Genomic DNA, 18,113 nt, shown 5'->3' with positions numbered 1-18,113 from the left:
GAGCCGAGCAACAAACCTCAAACAAACTCATACCCGGGTACCAATCAGGCACCTGCCAATGACAGCCCCGGTAATCCGCGAAGAAACAAAAAAAAGCCCCGCGTGCGCGGGGCTGAGAGCACTAAAAACTTACACCTTCACGGACATCAGGGAATGCACACCCCGTGCTGGCCGCTCTGGGCCAGGTCCATGAGTTCGCGGTTGGCCACCGCGTACATGGCGTAGTCGGTGGCGGTGGCCGCGCGCAGTTCGACCAGCATGGCCTTCCAGCGCTCCACCAGGGCACGGTGCTGGTCGAGCCAGTAGGCCACGCGCTCTTCGATGTCCGCCGGGCCTTCGTTCATCTGCAGGACGGCGATGGTGATCGCCCGCTGTTGCCAGTCCAGGTCGTCGCGGAAGGCTTCCCGCGCCAGCGCTTGCCAGTTGTTCTCCACCGGCAGGCTGGTGATCTGCTGCAGGTACCAGGACAGGTCCAGCGCGCCGCCGACGGCAAAGTAGGCGGTGGCGACTTCCGCGGTGTCCTTGCCGGTGACGTCCGAGGCTTCGATGATCGGCAGCAGCGTGTAGAGGTGGCTGGTGCCGGCCACCACGCGGGCCAGGTCTTCCGGCGCGCCGGCTTCGACGTAGGACTGGAAGCGTGCCAGCCACTGCTCGCGGGACGGGCCTTCCAGCAGCTCGTCCAGGCGGCCGGCCAGGGCCTCCACGCGCGGGCCGAAGTGGTTGACGTCGCGAGCGGCGTTCTGGTCTTCGCGGCGGCTGCGCAGGAACCAGCGGGTGGCGCGGCGGCCCAGGCGCATCAGCTCGTCCATCAGGGTCAGCTGCAGTTCGGCTGGCACCTTGTAGTCCAGCGCCTCGATCTGCTGCCACCAGTGCGGCAGGCGGAACACGTCACGCACCACCACATAGGCGCCGGCCACGTTGGCCGCGCTCATGCCGGTGGACTCCTTCAGGCGCTGCACGAAGGTGATGCCCATGTGGTTGACCAGGTCGTTGGCGATCTGGGTGCTGATGATCTCGCGCTTCAGGCGGTGACGGCGCATCGACTCGCCGAAGGTCTCGGCCAGCCGCGCCGGGAACGCGGTTTCCATCTCCTGGGCGAGGTAGTCGTCGTCCGGCACCAGGGATTTGAGCAGCGATTCCTTGAGATCGATCTTGCTGTAGGAGATCAGTACCGACAGCTCCGGACGGGTCAGGCCCTGGCCCCCGGCGATGCGCTCGTTCAGCTCATCGTCCGGCGGCAGGAACTCCAGTCCGCGATCCAGCTTGCCGGCCGCTTCCAGGGCGGCGATCAGGCGTTTGTACTCGCCGATCTTCTCCCGTGCGCGGCGTTCGGCCAGGGACAGCGCCTGGGTCTGCTTGTAGTTGTTGCCCAGCACCAGGTTGCCGACGTCGTCGGTCATTTCGGCGAGCAGCTTGTTGCGCTGCTTGCCGGTCATGTCGCCGGCGCCCACGATCTCGTTGAGCAGGATCTTGATGTTGACTTCGTGGTCCGAGCAGTCCACACCGCCGGCGTTGTCGATGAAGTCGGTGTTGCTGGCGCCGCCATTGAGGCCGTACTCGACACGGCCCAGTTGGGTCATGCCGAGGTTGCCGCCCTCGCCCACCACCTTGGCGCGCAGATCGCGGCCGTCCACGCGCAGGGCGTCGTTGGCCTTGTCGCCGACGTCGGCGTGGCTTTCGCTGCTGGCCTTGACATAGGTGCCGATGCCGCCGTTCCAGAGCAGGTCCACCGGCGCCTTGAGCAGTGCGTTGAGCAGCTCGGTGGGGGTCAGCTTGTCGGCCTCGATCTCGAAGCGCTGCTGCATCTGCGGGCTGATGGCGATGCTCTTGGCGCTGCGCAGGAAGATGCCGCCACCCTCGGAGATCAGTTTGGTTTCGTAGTCGGCCCAGGAGGAACGCGGCAGGTCGAACAGGCGCTGGCGCTCATGGAAGCTGGAAGTGGCGTCCGGATTCGGGTCGATGAAGATGTGCATGTGGTTGAAGGCTGCCACCAGCTGCAGCTTGTCCGACAGCAGCATGCCGTTGCCGAACACGTCGCCGGCCATGTCGCCGATGCCGATCACGGTGAAGTGATCCTTCTGCACATCGATACCGCGCTCTCGGAAGTGGCGCTGCACCGATACCCAACCGCCCTTGGCGGTAATGCCCATGCCCTTGTGGTCATAACCGGCCGAGCCGCCGGAGGCGAAGGCGTCGCCCAGCCAGAAGCCGTACTCCTGGGCAATGCCGTTGGCGATGTCGGAGAAGGTCGCGGTGCCCTTGTCGGCCGCCACCACCAGGTAGGGGTCGTCGGGATCGTGGCGCACCACGTTGGCCGGCGGCACCACCTTGCCTTCCTTGAGGTTGTCGGTGACGTCCAGCAGGCCCGAAATGAAGATGCGGTAGCAGGCGATGGCCTCGGCCTGGATGTCGTCGCGGGTGCCGCCCACCGGCAGGCGACGCGGGATGAACCCCCCCTTGGCGCCCATGGGCACGATCACCGCGTTCTTCACCTGCTGCGCCTTGACCAGGCCCAGCACTTCGGTGCGGAAGTCTTCCTCGCGGTCCGACCAGCGCAGGCCGCCGCGGGCCACATCGCCGAAGCGCAGGTGCACGCCTTCCACGCGCGGGGAGTAGACGAAGATCTCGAACTTGGGCACCGGCCGCGGGATCTCGGGGATCAGGCGCGGGCTCAGCTTGAAGCTGAAGTAGGACTTGTTCTGGCCAGCGGCATCCGTCTGGTAGAAGTTGGTGCGCAGGGTCGCCTTGATCAGGTCCAGGTAACGCCGCAGGATGCGGTCTTCGTTGAGCACGGCGACGTTGTCCAGTTCGCCGAGGATGGCGTGCTCCAGCTTCTGCTGCTTGTCTTCCAGGTCATCCCCCGCCAGCTTGCGCGCCAGGTAGAAGCGGGTCTTGAACAGGCGCACCAGCTCCTTGGCGATATTGGCGTGGTTCAGCAGGGTGCTGGCGATGTAGGACAGGTCGAAGCCCAGGCGGATCTGCTTCAGGTAGCGGGCGTAGGCACGCAGCAGGGCGACGTCGCGCCAGGGCATGGCGGCGGTCAGCACCAGGCGGTTGAAGGCGTCGTTCTCGGCATGGCCGTTGACGATGTGGACGAAGGCGTCCTGCAGGGTGTCGTTCAGTTGCTGGATGTCGACTTCCTGGCCCAGGGCGCTGGTGAAGGCGAAATCGTGGATCCAGTACTGGCGGCCGTCCTGGCGCACCAGGCGGTAGGGGAACTCACCCAGCACGCGCAGGCCGAGGTTTTCCAGGATCGGCAGCACGTCGGACAGGGCCAGCGGGGTATCGGCGTGGTACAGCTTGCAGTGCAGCTGCTGCTCGCCCTGGGCCAGCGGCTGGTAGAAGCTCATCACCAGCGGGCGCTCGTCGGACAGGCTGTGCAGGTGCTGCATGTCCACCACCGCCGAGTGCGGGGCGAAGCGCTCGCGGTAACCGGCCGGGAAGCCTTTCGGGAAGTCGGCCAGCACGCGGGTGCCCTGGCCTTCGCCGAAGCTTTCGTTGATCAGGCTGGCGTAGTCGTCCTTCCAGGAGCGGCAGGCCTGGATGACCTCTTTCTCCAGCAACGCGATATCGACAGACAGCTTGTTCTTCGGGTCCAGGCGCAGGATGAACTGCACGCGTGCCAGCACCGACTCGGAGAAGAAGGTCCAGAATTCGCAGTCGCTGGCCTGCAGGCGATCCATCAGGATCTGCTGGATCTTCAGGCGCGTCTCGGTGGAGTAGACATCACGCGGCACGTAGGCCAGGGCATAGGCGAAGCGGCCATAGGGGTCGCGACGCAGGAACAGGCGGATCTTGTTGCGCTCCTGCATCTGCACGATGGACATGGCGGTGGAGAACAGGTCGTCCACCGGGGTCTGGAACAGGTCGTCGCGCGGCAGCACTTCCAGGACCTGGGCCAGCTCCTTGCCGAGGTGGGCCTTGGCATCGAATCCGGCACGGCGCTGGATCTCCGCCACCTTGCGGCGGATGTAGGGGATGCGCCCTACGCTTTCGGCGTACACGGCGGAGGTATAGAGGCCCATGAAGCGGCACTCCCTGATCACCTTGCCCTTGGCGTCCAGCTCACGGATCGACACGAAGTCCGGGTAGGCCGGACGGTGCACGCGGCTCGGCTCGGCAGCCTTGGCGAAAGACAGCAGCGTCGGCTCGCGCAGGTAGGCCACGGCCTCCGCCTCGATGTGCAGGTCTTCCTTCTTCAGCCCGGCGCGACGCAGCCTGGAAATGCCCAGCAGGGATTTCTCGTCGTAGACCATGTGGCCGCCGCTCTTCTCTTCGGCCACGGTGAACTCTTCATAGCCGAGGAAGGTGAAGTGGTCGTCCAGCAGCCACTCCATGAACACCTTCACCTCGGCCAGCTCCTCGCCATCGACCTTGAGCTTGGCCTTGTCCAGCCAGGACAGCAGTTCCTGGGCCTTGGCCTTCATCGGCTTGAAATCGGCCACGGCCACGCGGACATCGCCCAGCACTGCCAGCAGGGCCTTCTCCAGGGTCTTCATGGCGCCGACGTTGGCGCAGCGGTCGATCTCCAGGAACATCAGGGACTCATGGTGCACATCCTTGCCCTGGGCGCCCTTGGGCAGGACCTCAACCAGCTCGCCCTTGGCATTGCGGCGCACACTGATCACGTTGTTCTGCAGGGTATGGATGCTGTAGCCGCGGCGATTGAGCTCCATGCGCACCGAATCCACCAGGAAGGGGATGTCCGGGTGCAGCACTTCCACCGCGGTGTGGGTGGACTGCCAGCCGTGCTTCTCGTAATCGGGGTTGAATACCCGGGCTTCCGGGTTGGCGGCGTCGAAACGCTCCAGCAGACGCCAGGACGACAGGGTGCAGCCGACCAGGTCGGACAGCCGGCGCTGGGTCAGCTCGTCGAGTGCGATGATGCCGAAGAATTGTTCGGCGAACAGGGCTACTTGTGGCAATGCCTTTTCGCTGACGTGCTGCGCCAGGGCCGCCTGCAGTTGGTGCTGGAAGTCGGCTTTGCTGGCTGCGGTGAAGGACGTCATGGTTGTGCTCCGCTAGGCTCGTTTTGTTGGGATTAAGCGTAGAACGCCTAATAAGCGGAGAAAGGGCCACAGGTCGTTCCGGGCAGTGTGGCCCCGCTCCGGGCGAACGCCGGGAGGACAACTGCGACCCGGCGGTCACCATTGCCGCGAAAGCTTAACGAGGGAGAACGACGATGCGCTTACGGCGCTGCGACATATTCGTTCACCCAGCGGCTACACAGCAGTCCTACAGACACATTCGCCAATGCCCTGTGTAAGGCCCATGTAAAACCTACCCGCGTCACGGAACCAATACCTGAATTCAGGCTCTTCTAGGCCGCTTCCCCTGGTCTGGATTACAGTTATGCCCCATCACCGGAGGGCTTATAGCTCTCTCCTCCACAGTTCAACGAGTCCATCGATGGAACACCGTGACGCGCTAGTCGCCCTGCGAAACTTCCTATCCACCCAGATTCTCGGCCAGGAAAAGCTCATCGACCGCTTGCTGGTCGCGCTGCTCGCCGATGGCCACCTGCTGGTGGAAGGCGCGCCCGGCCTGGCCAAGACCAAGGCCATCAAGGACCTGGCGGACGGCGTGGAGGCGCAGTTCCATCGCATCCAGTTCACCCCCGACCTGCTGCCGGCGGACATCACCGGCACCGAGATCTATCGCCCGGAGAACGGCAGTTTCGTCTTCCAGCAGGGGCCGATCTTCCACAACCTGGTACTGGCGGACGAGATCAATCGCGCGCCGGCCAAGGTGCAGTCCGCCCTGCTGGAGGCCATGGCCGAGCGCCAGGTGTCGATCGGGCGGTGCACCTATGCCCTGCCGCCGCTGTTCCTGGTCATGGCGACCCAGAACCCCATCGAGCAGGAGGGCACCTACCCCCTGCCCGAAGCCCAGCTCGATCGCTTCCTCATGCACGTGCGCATCGGCTACCCGGATGCCTCCGTGGAGCGCAAGATCCTCCAGCAGGCCCGTGGCGAGGCGCTGCATGGCGAGACCCGCGCCGAACACCAGGTCAGCCAGCAGGCGATCTTCGCCGCGCGCAAGGAAATCCTCGGCCTCTACATGGCCGAAGCCGTGGAGGAATACCTGGTGCACCTGGTCATGGCCACCCGCACCCCCGCCAAGTTCGACAACGAGCTGGCCGAGTGGCTGGCCTGGGGCGCCAGCCCCCGCGGCTCCATCGCCCTGGACCGCTGCGCCCGCGCCCATGCCTGGATGGCCGGCCGCGACTTCGTCAGCCCCGAGGACATCCAGGCGGTGCTCTTCGACGTGCTGCGCCATCGCCTGATCCTCTCCTTCGAGGCCGAGGCCGCCGGCGTCGACCAGGACCGGGTGATCCAGCGCATCCTGGATGTCGTGGCGGTGGCCTGATGCGCCTGAAAGCGGCGGCCTGGAAGTTCCGGGTCCGGAAACGCCGTCCGGCGACGCCCGGTGCCGCCCCGCCCGTGGCCAGCGGGGAGGGGGTTCACGTGGACCTCGCCGAGCTGATCGACATGCGCCACCGGGTGCGCGAAGTGCAGATTTTCTCCAGCCCGGCCCGGCGCAGCCCGCTGATCGGCCTGCACCATTCCAAGCTGCGCGGACGCGGCGTGGACTTCGACCAGGTACGGGTCTACCAGGCCGGCGACGACGTGCGCACCATCGACTGGCGCGTCACGGCGCGAACCCAGGAGCCCCACACCAAGCTGTTCCACGAGGAGCGCGAGCGGCCGGTGTTCATCATGGTCGAGCAGAGCCAGCGCCTGTTCTTCGGCACCGGGCTGGTGTTCAAGTCGGTGCTCGCCGCCCAGGCCGCCAGCCTCATGGGCTGGGCCGCGCTGGCCCACAATGACCGGGTCGGCGGCCTGGTGTTCAGCGACCAGGACCACCACGAGATCAAGCCCCGGCGCAGCAAGCAGAGCCTGCTCCAGCTGCTCAGCCGCCTGGCCCGCGCCAACCAGGCCCTCGGCAACCCGGCGGCGACCCATCGGGAAGGCTTCAGCCTGGCCCTGCGCCGCGCCCGCGAGGTGCTGCGCCCGGGCAGCCTGGTGGTGATCCTCTGCGACGAACGCACGCTTTCCGATACCGCCGAACAACAGATCGCCCTGCTGGCCCGCCACACCGACCTGATCCTGATGCCGGTATCGGACCCCCTCGACCATGCCCTGCCCGCCGCCGGCCTGCTGCGTTTCGCCGAGCAAGGCGCGCAGCTGGAGCTGGACACCCACGCCGGCGACCTGCGCCAGGCCTACCGCGAGATGGGCGAAGCCCGCAGCGCGCGCTGGGAACGCCTGGCCCAGCGCCTCGGCGTACTGCTGCTGCCGCTCTCCACCCAGGAGGGCATGATCGAGCAACTGCGCGACTACCTGCAGCACAAGGGCGGCGTACGATGAACCCGCTGGACGGCCTGGAACCGCTGATCGCCCCAGCGGCCATTTCCTGGTGGCCACCCGCCCCCGGCTGGTGGTGCCTGCCGCCGCTCATGGGACTGCTGGGCTGGGCGCTGTGGTACGCCTGGCGCCGCCACACACGCCGGGTCGAGGTCGAGCCCGAACAGCCGCTGGACCCACTGCGCGTGGCCGCCCTCGAGGAACTGGCGCGCTTGCCCAAGCCTTACGACGGCGCGCCGGCCGGCCCCTGGCTGCAGGAGCTCAACGGCCTGCTCAAACGCCTGTGCCGCATGCACTACCCCGACGACCAGAGCCATACCCTCAGCGGCCGCGCCTGGCTCGCCTACCTCGACAACCGTTGCCCGGCGGCCGGCCTGACGCGCTGGATGATCCTGGTGGAAGGCGCCTATCGCCCGCAATGCAAGCTGGACGACAAGGCCATCAGCAGCCTCTACCAGTCCGTCGAGACCTGGATTCGCAAGCATGTTTGAGTTCGCCTGGCCCTGGGTCTTCGTCCTCGCCCCACTGCCCTGGGTGCTGCGCCTGCTGCTACCACCGGCGGACAGCGGCGAGTCTGCGCTGAATGTGAGCTTCCTCGCCGAACTGGAGGGCCTGGCGGGCCGCCGCGCCCGCGCCAACCTGCCGGCCTGGCGCCAGCAGACGCCCTTCGCCCTGCTCTGGCTGCTGCTGCTCTGCGCCGCCGCGCGCCCGGAGTGGGTGGGCGAGCCGCAACCCTTGCCCACCAGCGGCCGCGACCTGCTGCTGGCGGTGGATGTGTCCGGCTCCATGGATTACGCCGACATGCAGTGGGAAGAGGAGGACGTCAGCCGCCTGACCCTGGTCAAGCACCTGATGGGCGACTTCATCGACGGCCGCCGGGGCGATCGCATCGGCCTGATCCTCTTCGGCAGCCAGGCCTACGTGCAGGCGCCGCTGACCTTCGACCGCCAGACCGTGCACACCTGGCTGGACGAAGCCCTGATCGGCATCGCCGGCAAGAACACCGCGATCGGTGACGCCATCGGCCTGGCGGTGAAGCGCCTGCGCCAGCGTCCGGCCGACAGCCGGGTGCTGGTGCTGGTCACCGACGGCGCCAACACCGGGGGCGAGATCGACCCGCTGACGGCCGCCCGCCTCGCCGCCGAGGAAAAGGTGAAGGTCTACACCATCGGCATCGGCGCCGACCCGCAGCAAGGCGACGTGCTGGGCATCCTCGGTCTCAACCCGAGCATGGACCTGGATGAGCCGACCCTCACCGCCATCGCCGAGCAGACCGGCGGCCGTTATTTCCGCGCCCGCAACAGCAAGGAACTGGCGCAGATCGAGGAAACCCTCGACAGCCTGGAACCGGTGAGCCAACGCGCCAGCCAGGCACGTCCGACCTACGCCCTCTATAGCTGGCCCCTGGCCGGCGCCCTGCTGCTGAGCCTCGCCCTGGTGTGCCGCGTGCTCTGGCCCAACGCCCTGCAACAACGCCCACAATGGCTGCGGAGGCGTCCATGATCGATCTCTGGCCCTACTGGCTTCGCCCCGCCTGGTTACTGGTGCTGCCGCTGCTGGGCTGGCTGCTCTGGCAACTCTGGCACCGCGAACGCCGCAGCGGCCGCTGGGAGCAGCTGCTGCCCCGCGCGTTCCAGCCGTGGCTGCTGAGCGGTGGCAAGCGCCGCGGCAATCGCCTGCCCTGGCTCGCCCTGGGCCTGGCCTGGCTGCTCGGCCTGCTGGCCCTGCTCGGCCCGAGCTGGCAGCAGATGGAACAGAGCACCCAGAAGCGCGCCGACCCGCTGGTGGTGATGCTGGAGCTGACGCCCTCGATGCTCGCCACCGACATCGCCCCGAGCCGCCTGGAACAGGCCAAGCGCAAGCTTAGCGACCTGCTGGACGCCCGCCGCGATGCGCAAACGGCGATCGTGGTCTATGCCGGCAGCGCCCACAGCCTGGTACCGCTGTCCGATGACCTGATGACCAGCCTCAACCTGATCGACTCCCTCAAGCCGTCGATCATGCCCCAGGCCGGCCAGCGCGCCGACCGTGCGGTGACCAAGGCCCTGGCCCTGCTCGACCAGGGTGCCCAGGGCCGGGGGCGCCTGCTGCTGGTCACCAGCGGCCTCGACGAGCAGGAACAGGCCGGTATCCGCCAGGCCCTTGGCTCGCGCAGCGAACGCCTGGCCATCCTCGGCGTCGGCACCGCCGCCGGTGCCCCCATCGCCCAGGAAGATGGCGGATTCCTCAAGGATGACCAGGGCGCCATCCTCCTGCCCAAGCTCGACAGCGCCCAACTGGGTCGCTTCGCCTCGGACCTCGGCGGCCGCTATGCCAGCGTCCAGCTGGACGAAGGCGACCTTCGCCGCCTGGGCCTGCTCGATGGTCCGAGCAGCCTGCGCGACACCGGCGAAATCGCACGCCTGGCCGCCTGGGCCGACCAGGGCCACTGGCTGTTGCTGCCGCTGCTGCTGATCGCCGCCTGCGCCGGCCGCCGCGGCTGGCTGTTCTGCCTACCGCTGCTGCTGGTGTTGCCGCGCCCCAGCCTCGCCCTGGAATTCGACGACCTTTGGCTGCGCCCGGACCAGCAGGGCCAGCGCCTGCTGGAAGCCCAGCGCCCGGCCGAAGCCGCCAGCACGTTCAGCGACCCGCGCTGGCAGGGCGTGGCGCTCTATCAGGCCGGTGCTTACGCCGAAGCCGCCGCCCGCTTCGCCCAGGGCGACAGCGCAGCGGACCACTACAACCGGGGTAATGCCCTGGCCCAGGCCGGTGAACTGGAAGCGGCCATCGACGCCTACGACTCCGCCCTGGCACGCCAGCCCGACCTCGAGGCGGCGAAGAAGAACAAGGCACTGCTGGAAGACCTGCTGCGCCAGCGGGAGGCCGAGGCGCAAGCCGCCAACTCGGACCAGCAGGGTAGCGAGCAGCAACGCTCGGGCCAGAACGGCGAACAGAAATCGGCACAACAGCAGGCCGACGAGCGGAGCGCCAGCAAAAGCGCCCTGCAACAGGGCAATGGCGAGGCCAGGCAGAATGGCGCGACGCAGCCCGGCACCGGCGGCACCGCCGAAGATGCCACGCCCCAGGACACCACTCATACCCGCACCGCCAGCACCGAGCCCCTGGGCGACGAGCGTCGCCAGGCGCTGGAGCAATGGCTGCGGCGGATACCCGACGACCCCGCCGAGCTGCTGCGCCGCAAGTTCTGGTACGAACAGCAACAGCGCCAGGAAGAACCATGATGACGCGCCTGCTATGCGCCCTCCTTCTCAGCCTGCTGGCGCTCGCCGCCCAGGCCGCCGGCTTCTCCGCCAGCGTCGACCGTACCCGCCTGAGCGAGGGCGAGACCGTCGAGCTGACCCTTGAATCCTCCGACCCGACCCTGTTCGGCAAGCCCGACCTGACACCGCTCAATGCCCAGTTCGAAGTGCTCGGGACCCGTCAGATCAACCAGCTCGGCACCTTCAACGGCCGTAACGACCGCGCCACCCGCTGGATCATCACCCTGCAGCCGAAGCAGAGCGGCTTCGTCACCATCCCGGCGCTGAAGCTGGGCGACGTCCACAGCGCGCCCATCACCCTGAACGTGCAGAAGGCCGAAAAATCCGGCAGCGGGAGCCTGGCGCCGGTGTTCATCGACGCCAGCCTGGACCAGGACAATGTCTACGTGCAGGCCCAGGCCATCCTCACCCTGCGCATCTACCACTCGGTGTCGCTTTACGACGACAGCAGCCTCAGCCCCTTGCAGATGGACGATGCCCTCGTCCAGCAGCTGGGCGATCCACGCACCTACGAGAAGGAAATCAATGGCGTGCGCCACGGCGTGATCGAGGTGCGCTACGCCCTCTTCCCGCAGAAGAGCGGCGTGCTGAACATCCCGCCGCAAGTCTTCAGCGCAACCCTGGTCGACCCCGGCAGCCAGGACGGCTTCCAGCCCTTCGGCCCCAGGCCGGGCAAGCTGACGCGGGTCAATTCGCCGCGCATCCCGCTGACGGTCAAACCCAAGCCTGCCGAGTACCCGGCCGACGCACCCTGGCTACCGGCGCGTAACCTGACCCTGACTGAATCCTGGAGCCCGGACCCCAAGGCGGTGCAGAGCGGCGACTCGCTGACCCGCAGCCTGCTGCTCCAGGTGGAGGGGCTGTCCAGCAACCAGATCCCGCCCCTGCCGGCGACCCAGGCCAATGGCCTGCGGCGCTATCCCGACCAGCCGCAGCTGGCCAACAAGATCGATGAACGCGGCCTGATCGGCAGCCGCGAAGAACGCGAGGCCCTGGTGCCGACCAGCAGCGGCCGCCTGGAATTGCCGACAGTGCGCATCGCCTGGTGGAACACGCGCCTGGATCGCCTCGAACAGAGCGAAATTCCGGCACGCAGCCTGGAAGTGGCCAGCAATCCGGAGCTGGAAGCCAGCACCCGCCCGGCCGATGGCGCCCCGGCCGGCGCCGCGGCCAGCCAGGCCCGGGTCTGGCCCTGGCAGCTCGCCAGCGCCCTGCTCGCCGGCACCACGCTGCTGGGTTTCGGCCTCTGGTGGCGCGCCCGTCGCCAGCCGGCGATCCTGCCCACCGTCCAGGCCGGGCCGAGCCCCCGCACCCTGCTGGACGACTTGCGCCGCGCCTGCCAATCCAATGATCCCCACGCCACCCGGCAAGCCCTGGACAACTGGGCGCGCCAACAACCGGAGACCCTCGCCGACATGGCCGCGCGCTTCGTGCCCCTGTCCGACGCCATGGATGGACTCAATGGCGCGCTCTACAGCGAAACCGGTCAGCAATGGCAGGGCGAGGATCTGTGGAAAGCCATCCGCGCCCTGCCGGCGCCCCAGACGCAGCAGCAGACGGTCGCCGAGCCGAGCCAGCTGCCACCGCTGTACCCGCGCTGAGGCTGCAACTCCCCTTCCTTTATTACCGCCAGGCACCGGGCCGGACCGCGCTTCAGCGGTCCACCGCCCAAGGCCCGCCAACCCGCCCCGCGAACATGAGCGAAAGCCAATCGCAAAACACCGGCGGTGGCGCCCTCCGGCCCCTTCCTTGTCAGCCCCAAGGCCCCGAACTACGCTGCTCAATGCGAGCAGCGGCGGTACATTTCGGTTCGCTTTCAACGCACCGCCAACGGCATGCAGTTCCGCCGAACAGGCTCCGCACGTCATGTACAACAGGAGTCGACAATGCCTTCGCTCAAACCCGCATTCCTCTCGTTCGCCGTCAGTTGCGCCTGCCTCATCACCTCCGCCCAGGCCGCCGAGCCGCTGAAGCAGATCGGTAACGGCGAAGGCCAGCTCGATATCATCGCCTGGCCCGGTTACATCGAGCGCGGCGAGTCGGACAAGAGCTACGACTGGGTCACCCAGTTCGAGAAAGACACCGGCTGCAAGGTCAACGTGAAGACCGCCGCCACCTCCGACGAGATGGTCAGCCTGATGGCCAAGGGCGGCTACGACCTGGTCACCGCCTCGGGCGATGCCTCCCTGCGGCTGGTGTTCGGCAAGCGGGTCCAGCCGATCAACACCGCCCTTATCCCGAAGTGGAATACCCTCGACGAGCGTCTCCAGGACGCCCCCTGGCACACGGTGAACGGCCAGCACTACGGCACCCCCTACCAGTGGGGCCCGAACCTGCTGATGTACAACACCAAGCTGTACAAGCAGGCGCCGGATAGCTGGGCGGTGGTCTTCGAGCCGCAGCAACTGGCCGACGGCAAGCCCAACAAGGGCCGCGTGCAGGCCTACGACGGCCCCATCTACATCGCCGATGCCGCGCTCTACCTGAGGTCCGCCAAGCCGGAGCTGAAGATCCAGGACCCCTACCAGCTCACCGAGGAACAATACGCCGCCGCACTGGACCTGCTGCGCAAGCAGCACAGCCTGGTGCACCGTTACTGGCATGACGCGACCGTGCAGATGAGCGACTTCAAGAACGAGGGCGTGGCCGCCTCCAGCACCTGGGGCTACATGGCCAACACCCTGAAGGCCGAAAAGCAGCCGGTGGAAACCGTGTTCCCGAAAGAAGGGGTCACCGGCTGGGCCGACACCACCATGCTGCACGTGGACGCCAAGCACCCGAACTGCGCCTACAAGTGGATGAACTGGTCCCTGGAACCCAAGGTCCAGGGTGACCTGGCTGCCTGGTTCGGCTCCCTGCCGGTGGTCGCCAAGGCCTGCACCAGCAGCGAACTCCTCGGCCCCGGCGGTTGCGCCACCAACGGCTACGACCAGTTCGACAGTATCGCCTTCTGGAAAACCCCGCAGGCCGAGGGCGGCAAGTTCGTCCCGTACAGCCGCTGGACCCAGGACTACATCTCGATCATGGGAGGCAGGTAACTCGCACCGAGCTCTCCCCAGAAGTTACCCCTCTCCCGGAGGGAGAGGGAGCAAAGCCCTCCGGAGCCATATCCATGACCACAGCCGTCCAGTTCACCGATGTCTGCCGCCACTACGGCGACGTGAGGGCGGTGGACCGGGTGTCCATCGAAATCCGCGATGGTGAGTTCTTCTCCATGCTCGGCCCCTCCGGTTCGGGCAAGACCACCTGCCTGCGCCTGATCGCCGGTTTCGAGCAGCCCACCTCGGGTTCCATCCGCATCCACGGCGAAGAGGCCGCCGGCCTGCCGCCCTACGAGCGCGACGTGAACACCGTGTTCCAGGACTACGCGCTGTTCCCCCATATGAACGTGCGCGACAACGTCGCCTACGGCCTCAAGGTCAAGGGCGTGGCCCGCGCCGAGCGCCTGGCCCGCGCCGAGGAAGCCCTCGGCATGGTCGCCCTGCCCGGCTATGGCGAGCGCAAGCCGGCGCAGCTCTCCGGCGGCCAGCGCCAGCGGGTGGCCCTGGCCCGTGCGCTGATCAACCGCCCGCGCGTGCTGCTGCTGGACGAACCCCTCGGCGCCCTGGACCTCAAGCTGCGCGAGCAGATGCAGGTGGAACTGAAGAAGCTGCAGCGCCAGTTGGGTATCACCTTCATCTTCGTCACCCACGACCAGGGCGAAGCGCTGTCCATGTCCGACCGGGTGGCGGTGTTCAACAAGGGCCGCATCGAGCAGGTGGACAGCCCGCAGAATCTCTATCGCCAGCCCCGTACCCGATTCGTCGCCGAATTCGTCGGCACCGCCAACGTGCTCCACGGCGACCTGGCCCAGCGCCTCACCGGCAATCCCGGCGCCTTCTCCCTGCGCCCGGAACACGTGCGTTTCGGCAGTGCGACCAATGGCGAGCTGCAGGTCAGCGGCACAGTGCATGACGTGCAGTACCTGGGCGCCAGCAGCCGCTACGAACTCAACCTCGAAGGCGGCGGCCGCCTGGCGGTGAGCCTGCCCAACGGCGAGCAGCAGGACAGCGCACGCCCGCATCCCGGCCAGCAGGTGCAGGCCTGCTGGGCCCGCAGCGCGATGGTCGCGCTCAGCGAGTAGGTCATGAACACCGTCCTCGCCAGCCAGCAGAGCGGTCCCCTGCGCGGGCTTTCCAACCTGCTCTACCGTCGCTCGACGCTCTACCTGCTGCTGCTCCTGACCCCGCCGCTGTTGTGGTTCGGCGTGATCTATGTCGGCTCCCTGTTCGCCCTGCTCTGGCAGAGCTTCTACACCTTCGACGACTTCACCATGGCGGTGACGCCGGAGCTGACGCTGGCCAACTACGTCGCCCTGCTCAACCCGGCCAACTACGACATCATCCTGCGCACCCTGACCATGGCCATCGCCGTGAGCCTGGCCAGCGCGGTGCTGGCCTTCCCCATCGCCTACTACATGGCGCGCTACGCCTCGCCCAGGGAAAAGGCCTTCTTCTATATCGCCGTGATGCTGCCCATGTGGGCCAGCTACATCGTCAAGGCCTATGCCTGGACGGTGATCCTGGCCAAGGGCGGGATCTTCTACTGGCTGATCCAGCAACTGCACCTGGAAGGCCTGCTGGGCAACCTGCTGACCCTGCCCGGGCTCGGCGGCAACACCTTGTCCACCTCGCACCTGGGGCGCTTCCTGGTGTTCACCTACATCTGGCTGCCCTTCATGATCCTGCCGATCCAGGCCTCCCTGGAGCGCCTGCCGCCCTCGCTGTTGCAGGCCTCGGCGGACCTCGGCGCCAAGCCCCGGCAGACCTTCACCCAGGTGATCCTGCCGCTGTCCTTTCCCGGCGTGGTGGCCGGCTCCATCTTCACCTTCAGCCTGACCCTGGGGGACTTCATCATCCCGCAGCTGGTGGGACCCAGCGGGCTGTTCATCGGCACCATGGTCTACGTGCAGCAGGGCTCGGTGGGCAACATCCCGCTGGCGGCGGCCTTCACCCTGGTGCCCATCGTGCTGATCGCCATCTACCTGTCCATCGCCAAGCGGCTGGGGGCCTTCGATGCGCTTTGAACGAGCCTCATGGGGCCTGCGCCTGGCCGCCTGGGGCGGGCTGCTGTTCCTGCACTTCCCGATCCTGGTGATCCTGCTCTACGCCTTCAACACCGAAGAGTCGGCCTACAGCTTCCCGCTGCAGGGCTTCACCCTGGACTGGTTCGTCGTGGTGGCCAGCCGCGAGGATGTGTTGCAGGCCATCATCCTGTCGCTGAAGGTCGCCTGCCTGGCCACCGCGCTGGCCATGGTGCTCGGCACCCTGGCCGCGGCCGCGCTGTACCGGCGCGATTTCTTCGGCAAGGAGAGCATCACCCTGATGCTGATCCTGCCCATCGCCCTGCCCGGCATCATCACCGGCATTGCCCTGCTCTCGGCGTTCAAGACCCTCGGCATCGAGCCCGGCATCTTCACCATCGTCGTCGGCCACGCCACCTTCTGCGTGGTGATCGTCTACAACAACGTGATCGCGCGCTTGCGCCGCACCTCCCACAACCTGATCGAAGCCTCCATGGACCTGGGCGCCGACGGCTGGCAGACGTTCCGCTACATCATCCTGCCGAATATCGCCACCGCCCTGCTGGCCGGCGGCATGCTGGCCTTCGCGCTGTCCTTCGACGAAATCATCGTCACCACCTTCACCGCCGGCCACGAACAGACCCTGCCCCTCTGGCTGCTCAGCCAGCTCAGCCGTCCCCGTGATGTGCCCGTGACCAACGTGGTGGCATTGCTGGTGATGCTCGCCACCATGCTGCCCATCCTCGGCGCCTACTACCTGACGCGGGGGACCGAGGCGGTGGCGGGGGGTGGCAAGTGAATACGCTTGCCTCCGCGCACAATCCACCCCCTCTCCCTTTCAGGGAGAGGGCCGGGGAGAGGGTTGCGAGGCTTGTCCAGGCAACGCTGCCCGCCCCTGCTTCGTCACCCTCTCCCTAACCCTCTCCCGCAAGCGGGAGAGGGGATGAATGGCACTCGATCGAGGACCCCACCATGCAAACCAAACTGCTGATCAACGGCCAGTTCCTTCAAGGCGAAGGCGAAGCGCTGGATGTCCTGAATCCCGCCACCGGTGCGGTACTGGTGAAAGTCCACGAAGCCAGCGAAGCCCAGGTCGAAGCTGCCGTGCGCGCCGCCGATGCCGCTTTCGAAGGCTGGGCACGGACCTCGCCCAGGGACCGCGCCACCCTGCTGCTCAAACTGGCCGACAAGATCGAAGGCCATGCCGAAGAGCTGGCGAAACTGGAGTCGGACAACTGCGGCAAACCTTACGCCGCCGCCCTGAACGACGAGATCCCCGCCATCGCCGACGTGTTCCGCTTCTTCGCCGGCGCCTGCCGCTGCCTCACCGGTTCTGCCGCCGGGGAGTACCTGCCGGGCTTCACCTCGATGATCCGCCGCGACCCGGTGGGCGTGATCGCCTCCATCGCGCCCTGGAACTACCCGCTGATGATGGCGGCCTGGAAGCTCGGTCCGGCCCTGGCCGCCGGCAACACCGTAGTGCTCAAACCCTCCGAGCAGACGCCGCTGACCGTCCTGCGCCTGGCCCATTTCATCACCGAGCTGCTGCCGCCAGGGGTGGTCAACATCGTCACCGGCCGCGGCCCGACCGTGGGCAGCCCGCTGGTGTCGCACCCACTGGTACGCATGGTGTCGCTGACGGGTTCGGTGGGCACCGGCAAGGCCATCATCCGCAGCGCCGCCGAAAGCGCCAAACGCACCCATATGGAGCTGGGCGGCAAGGCGCCGGTGTTGGTGTTCGACGACGCCGATCTGGCCGACGTGGTGGCCGGCATCCGTACCTTCGGCTTCTACAATGCCGGCCAGGACTGCACCGCGGCCTGCCGCATCTACGCCGGCAGGAAGATCTACGACAACTTCGTGGCGGACCTGGCCAGCGCGGTCTCCAGCCTCAAGATCGGCCTGCAGAACGACCCGACCACCGAGCTCGGCCCGCTGATCACCCAGAGCCAGCGCGAACGGGTGGCCGGCTTCGTCGACCGCGCCCGTGGCCAGTCCCATATCCAGATCGCCACCGGCGGCAAGCCGGTGGCCGGCAGCGGCTTCTTCTACGAGCCCACGGTGGTGGCCCATGCGAAACAGGATGACGAGATCGTGCGGAGGGAAGTGTTCGGCCCGGTGGTGACGGTCACGCCGTTCAGTGACGTGGACGAGGCGGTGCGCTGGGCCAACGATTCGGACTACGGCCTGGCCTCATCGGTCTGGACCCGCGACGTCGGCCGTGCCGCTGCGGTGGCTTCGCGCCTGCAATACGGCTGCACCTGGATCAATACCCACTTCATGCTCACCAACGAGATGCCCCACGGCGGCTTCAAGCAGTCCGGCTACGGCAAGGACCTGTCCATGTATGGCCTGGAGGACTACACCGTGGTGCGGCATGTGATGATTCGGCATTGAACGGCTGAAGGGGGCCCGAACTCTGTA

General features: G+C 67.1%; 12 protein-coding genes. 11 read left to right on the top strand and 1 reads right to left on the bottom strand.

Annotation, left to right across the window (positions count from 1 at the left end):
* Positions 1–146 precede the first annotated feature (146 nt).
* Positions 147–5,009, bottom strand: a complete 4,863-nt coding sequence (locus ACFW0H_RS26285) for an NAD-glutamate dehydrogenase (RefSeq protein WP_422916784.1) — start codon at positions 5,007–5,009, stop codon at positions 147–149.
* Positions 5,010–5,409: 400 nt separating this feature from the next.
* Here ACFW0H_RS26285 and ACFW0H_RS26280 point away from each other — a divergent pair, with 400 nt between their 5' ends.
* From ACFW0H_RS26280 to ACFW0H_RS26230, 11 genes are all read left to right on the top strand, one after another.
* Entirely contained in the window at positions 5,410–6,369 is a 960-nt protein-coding gene (locus tag ACFW0H_RS26280; protein ID WP_422916783.1) for an AAA family ATPase, read from the top strand.
* Positions 6,370–6,491: 122 nt separating this feature from the next.
* Positions 6,492–7,370, top strand: a complete 879-nt coding sequence (locus ACFW0H_RS26275; RefSeq protein WP_422916821.1) for a DUF58 domain-containing protein — start codon at positions 6,492–6,494, stop codon at positions 7,368–7,370.
* Positions 7,367–7,858, top strand: a complete 492-nt coding sequence (locus ACFW0H_RS26270) for a DUF4381 domain-containing protein (protein WP_422916782.1) — start codon at positions 7,367–7,369, stop codon at positions 7,856–7,858. Before ACFW0H_RS26275 ends, ACFW0H_RS26270 begins: the two co-directional genes overlap by 4 nt.
* Positions 7,851–8,870, top strand: coding sequence for a vWA domain-containing protein (locus tag ACFW0H_RS26265; RefSeq protein WP_422916781.1), 1,020 nt, complete (start codon positions 7,851–7,853; stop codon positions 8,868–8,870). Before ACFW0H_RS26270 ends, ACFW0H_RS26265 begins: the two co-directional genes overlap by 8 nt.
* Positions 8,867–10,588 (top strand): VWA domain-containing protein, encoded by a 1,722-nt coding sequence (locus ACFW0H_RS26260; protein ID WP_422916780.1) that lies wholly within the window; start codon positions 8,867–8,869, stop codon positions 10,586–10,588. The genes ACFW0H_RS26265 and ACFW0H_RS26260 overlap by 4 nt, the downstream gene beginning before the upstream one ends.
* Positions 10,588–12,228, top strand: a complete 1,641-nt coding sequence (locus ACFW0H_RS26255) for a BatD family protein (protein ID WP_422916820.1) — start codon at positions 10,588–10,590, stop codon at positions 12,226–12,228. The genes ACFW0H_RS26260 and ACFW0H_RS26255 overlap by 1 nt, the downstream gene beginning before the upstream one ends.
* 285 nt (positions 12,229–12,513) lie before the next feature.
* Positions 12,514–13,665, top strand: a complete 1,152-nt coding sequence (ydcS, locus tag ACFW0H_RS26250; protein WP_422916779.1) for a putative ABC transporter substrate-binding protein YdcS — start codon at positions 12,514–12,516, stop codon at positions 13,663–13,665.
* Between the two features lie 74 nt (positions 13,666–13,739).
* Positions 13,740–14,750 carry an ABC transporter ATP-binding protein gene (locus tag ACFW0H_RS26245; RefSeq protein WP_422916778.1) on the top strand — a complete coding sequence of 337 codons (1,011 nt, stop codon included), beginning with the start codon at positions 13,740–13,742 and terminating at the stop codon, positions 14,748–14,750.
* Between the two features lie 3 nt (positions 14,751–14,753).
* Positions 14,754–15,692, top strand: coding sequence for an ABC transporter permease (locus tag ACFW0H_RS26240; protein WP_422916777.1), 939 nt, complete (start codon positions 14,754–14,756; stop codon positions 15,690–15,692).
* The gene (locus ACFW0H_RS26235) at positions 15,682–16,488 is read left to right on the top strand and encodes an ABC transporter permease (protein ID WP_422916776.1); all 807 of its coding nucleotides are present in this window, start codon (positions 15,682–15,684) and stop codon (positions 16,486–16,488) included. Before ACFW0H_RS26240 ends, ACFW0H_RS26235 begins: the two co-directional genes overlap by 11 nt.
* Positions 16,489–16,661: 173 nt before the next feature.
* Positions 16,662–18,086: a gamma-aminobutyraldehyde dehydrogenase gene (locus ACFW0H_RS26230; RefSeq protein ID WP_422916775.1), complete on the top strand. Its 1,425-nt coding sequence runs from the start codon at positions 16,662–16,664 to the stop codon at positions 18,084–18,086.
* The last annotated feature ends 27 nt before the right edge of the window (positions 18,087–18,113 follow it).

It is taken from the genome of Metapseudomonas cellulosilytica (assembly GCF_049334135.1).
Lineage (GTDB): Bacteria > Pseudomonadota > Gammaproteobacteria > Pseudomonadales > Pseudomonadaceae > Metapseudomonas.
The sequence above is the reverse complement of the archived record's forward strand: the minus strand, read 5'-3'. Positions and strand labels throughout refer to the sequence as shown.

Coding starts and splice junctions, on each gene's coding strand:
- ACFW0H_RS26285 (WP_422916784.1), bottom strand. CDS start 5,009: ATGACGTCCTTCACCGCAGCCAGCAAAGCCGACTTCCAGCACCAACTG.
- ACFW0H_RS26280 (WP_422916783.1), top strand. CDS start 5,410: ATGGAACACCGTGACGCGCTAGTCGCCCTGCGAAACTTCCTATCCACC.
- ACFW0H_RS26275 (WP_422916821.1), top strand. CDS start 6,492: ATGCGCCACCGGGTGCGCGAAGTGCAGATTTTCTCCAGCCCGGCCCGG.
- ACFW0H_RS26270 (WP_422916782.1), top strand. CDS start 7,367: ATGAACCCGCTGGACGGCCTGGAACCGCTGATCGCCCCAGCGGCCATT.
- ACFW0H_RS26265 (WP_422916781.1), top strand. CDS start 7,851: ATGTTTGAGTTCGCCTGGCCCTGGGTCTTCGTCCTCGCCCCACTGCCC.
- ACFW0H_RS26260 (WP_422916780.1), top strand. CDS start 8,867: ATGATCGATCTCTGGCCCTACTGGCTTCGCCCCGCCTGGTTACTGGTG.
- ACFW0H_RS26255 (WP_422916820.1), top strand. CDS start 10,588: ATGACGCGCCTGCTATGCGCCCTCCTTCTCAGCCTGCTGGCGCTCGCC.
- ydcS (WP_422916779.1), top strand. CDS start 12,514: ATGCCTTCGCTCAAACCCGCATTCCTCTCGTTCGCCGTCAGTTGCGCC.
- ACFW0H_RS26245 (WP_422916778.1), top strand. CDS start 13,740: ATGACCACAGCCGTCCAGTTCACCGATGTCTGCCGCCACTACGGCGAC.
- ACFW0H_RS26240 (WP_422916777.1), top strand. CDS start 14,754: ATGAACACCGTCCTCGCCAGCCAGCAGAGCGGTCCCCTGCGCGGGCTT.
- ACFW0H_RS26235 (WP_422916776.1), top strand. CDS start 15,682: ATGCGCTTTGAACGAGCCTCATGGGGCCTGCGCCTGGCCGCCTGGGGC.
- ACFW0H_RS26230 (WP_422916775.1), top strand. CDS start 16,662: ATGCAAACCAAACTGCTGATCAACGGCCAGTTCCTTCAAGGCGAAGGC.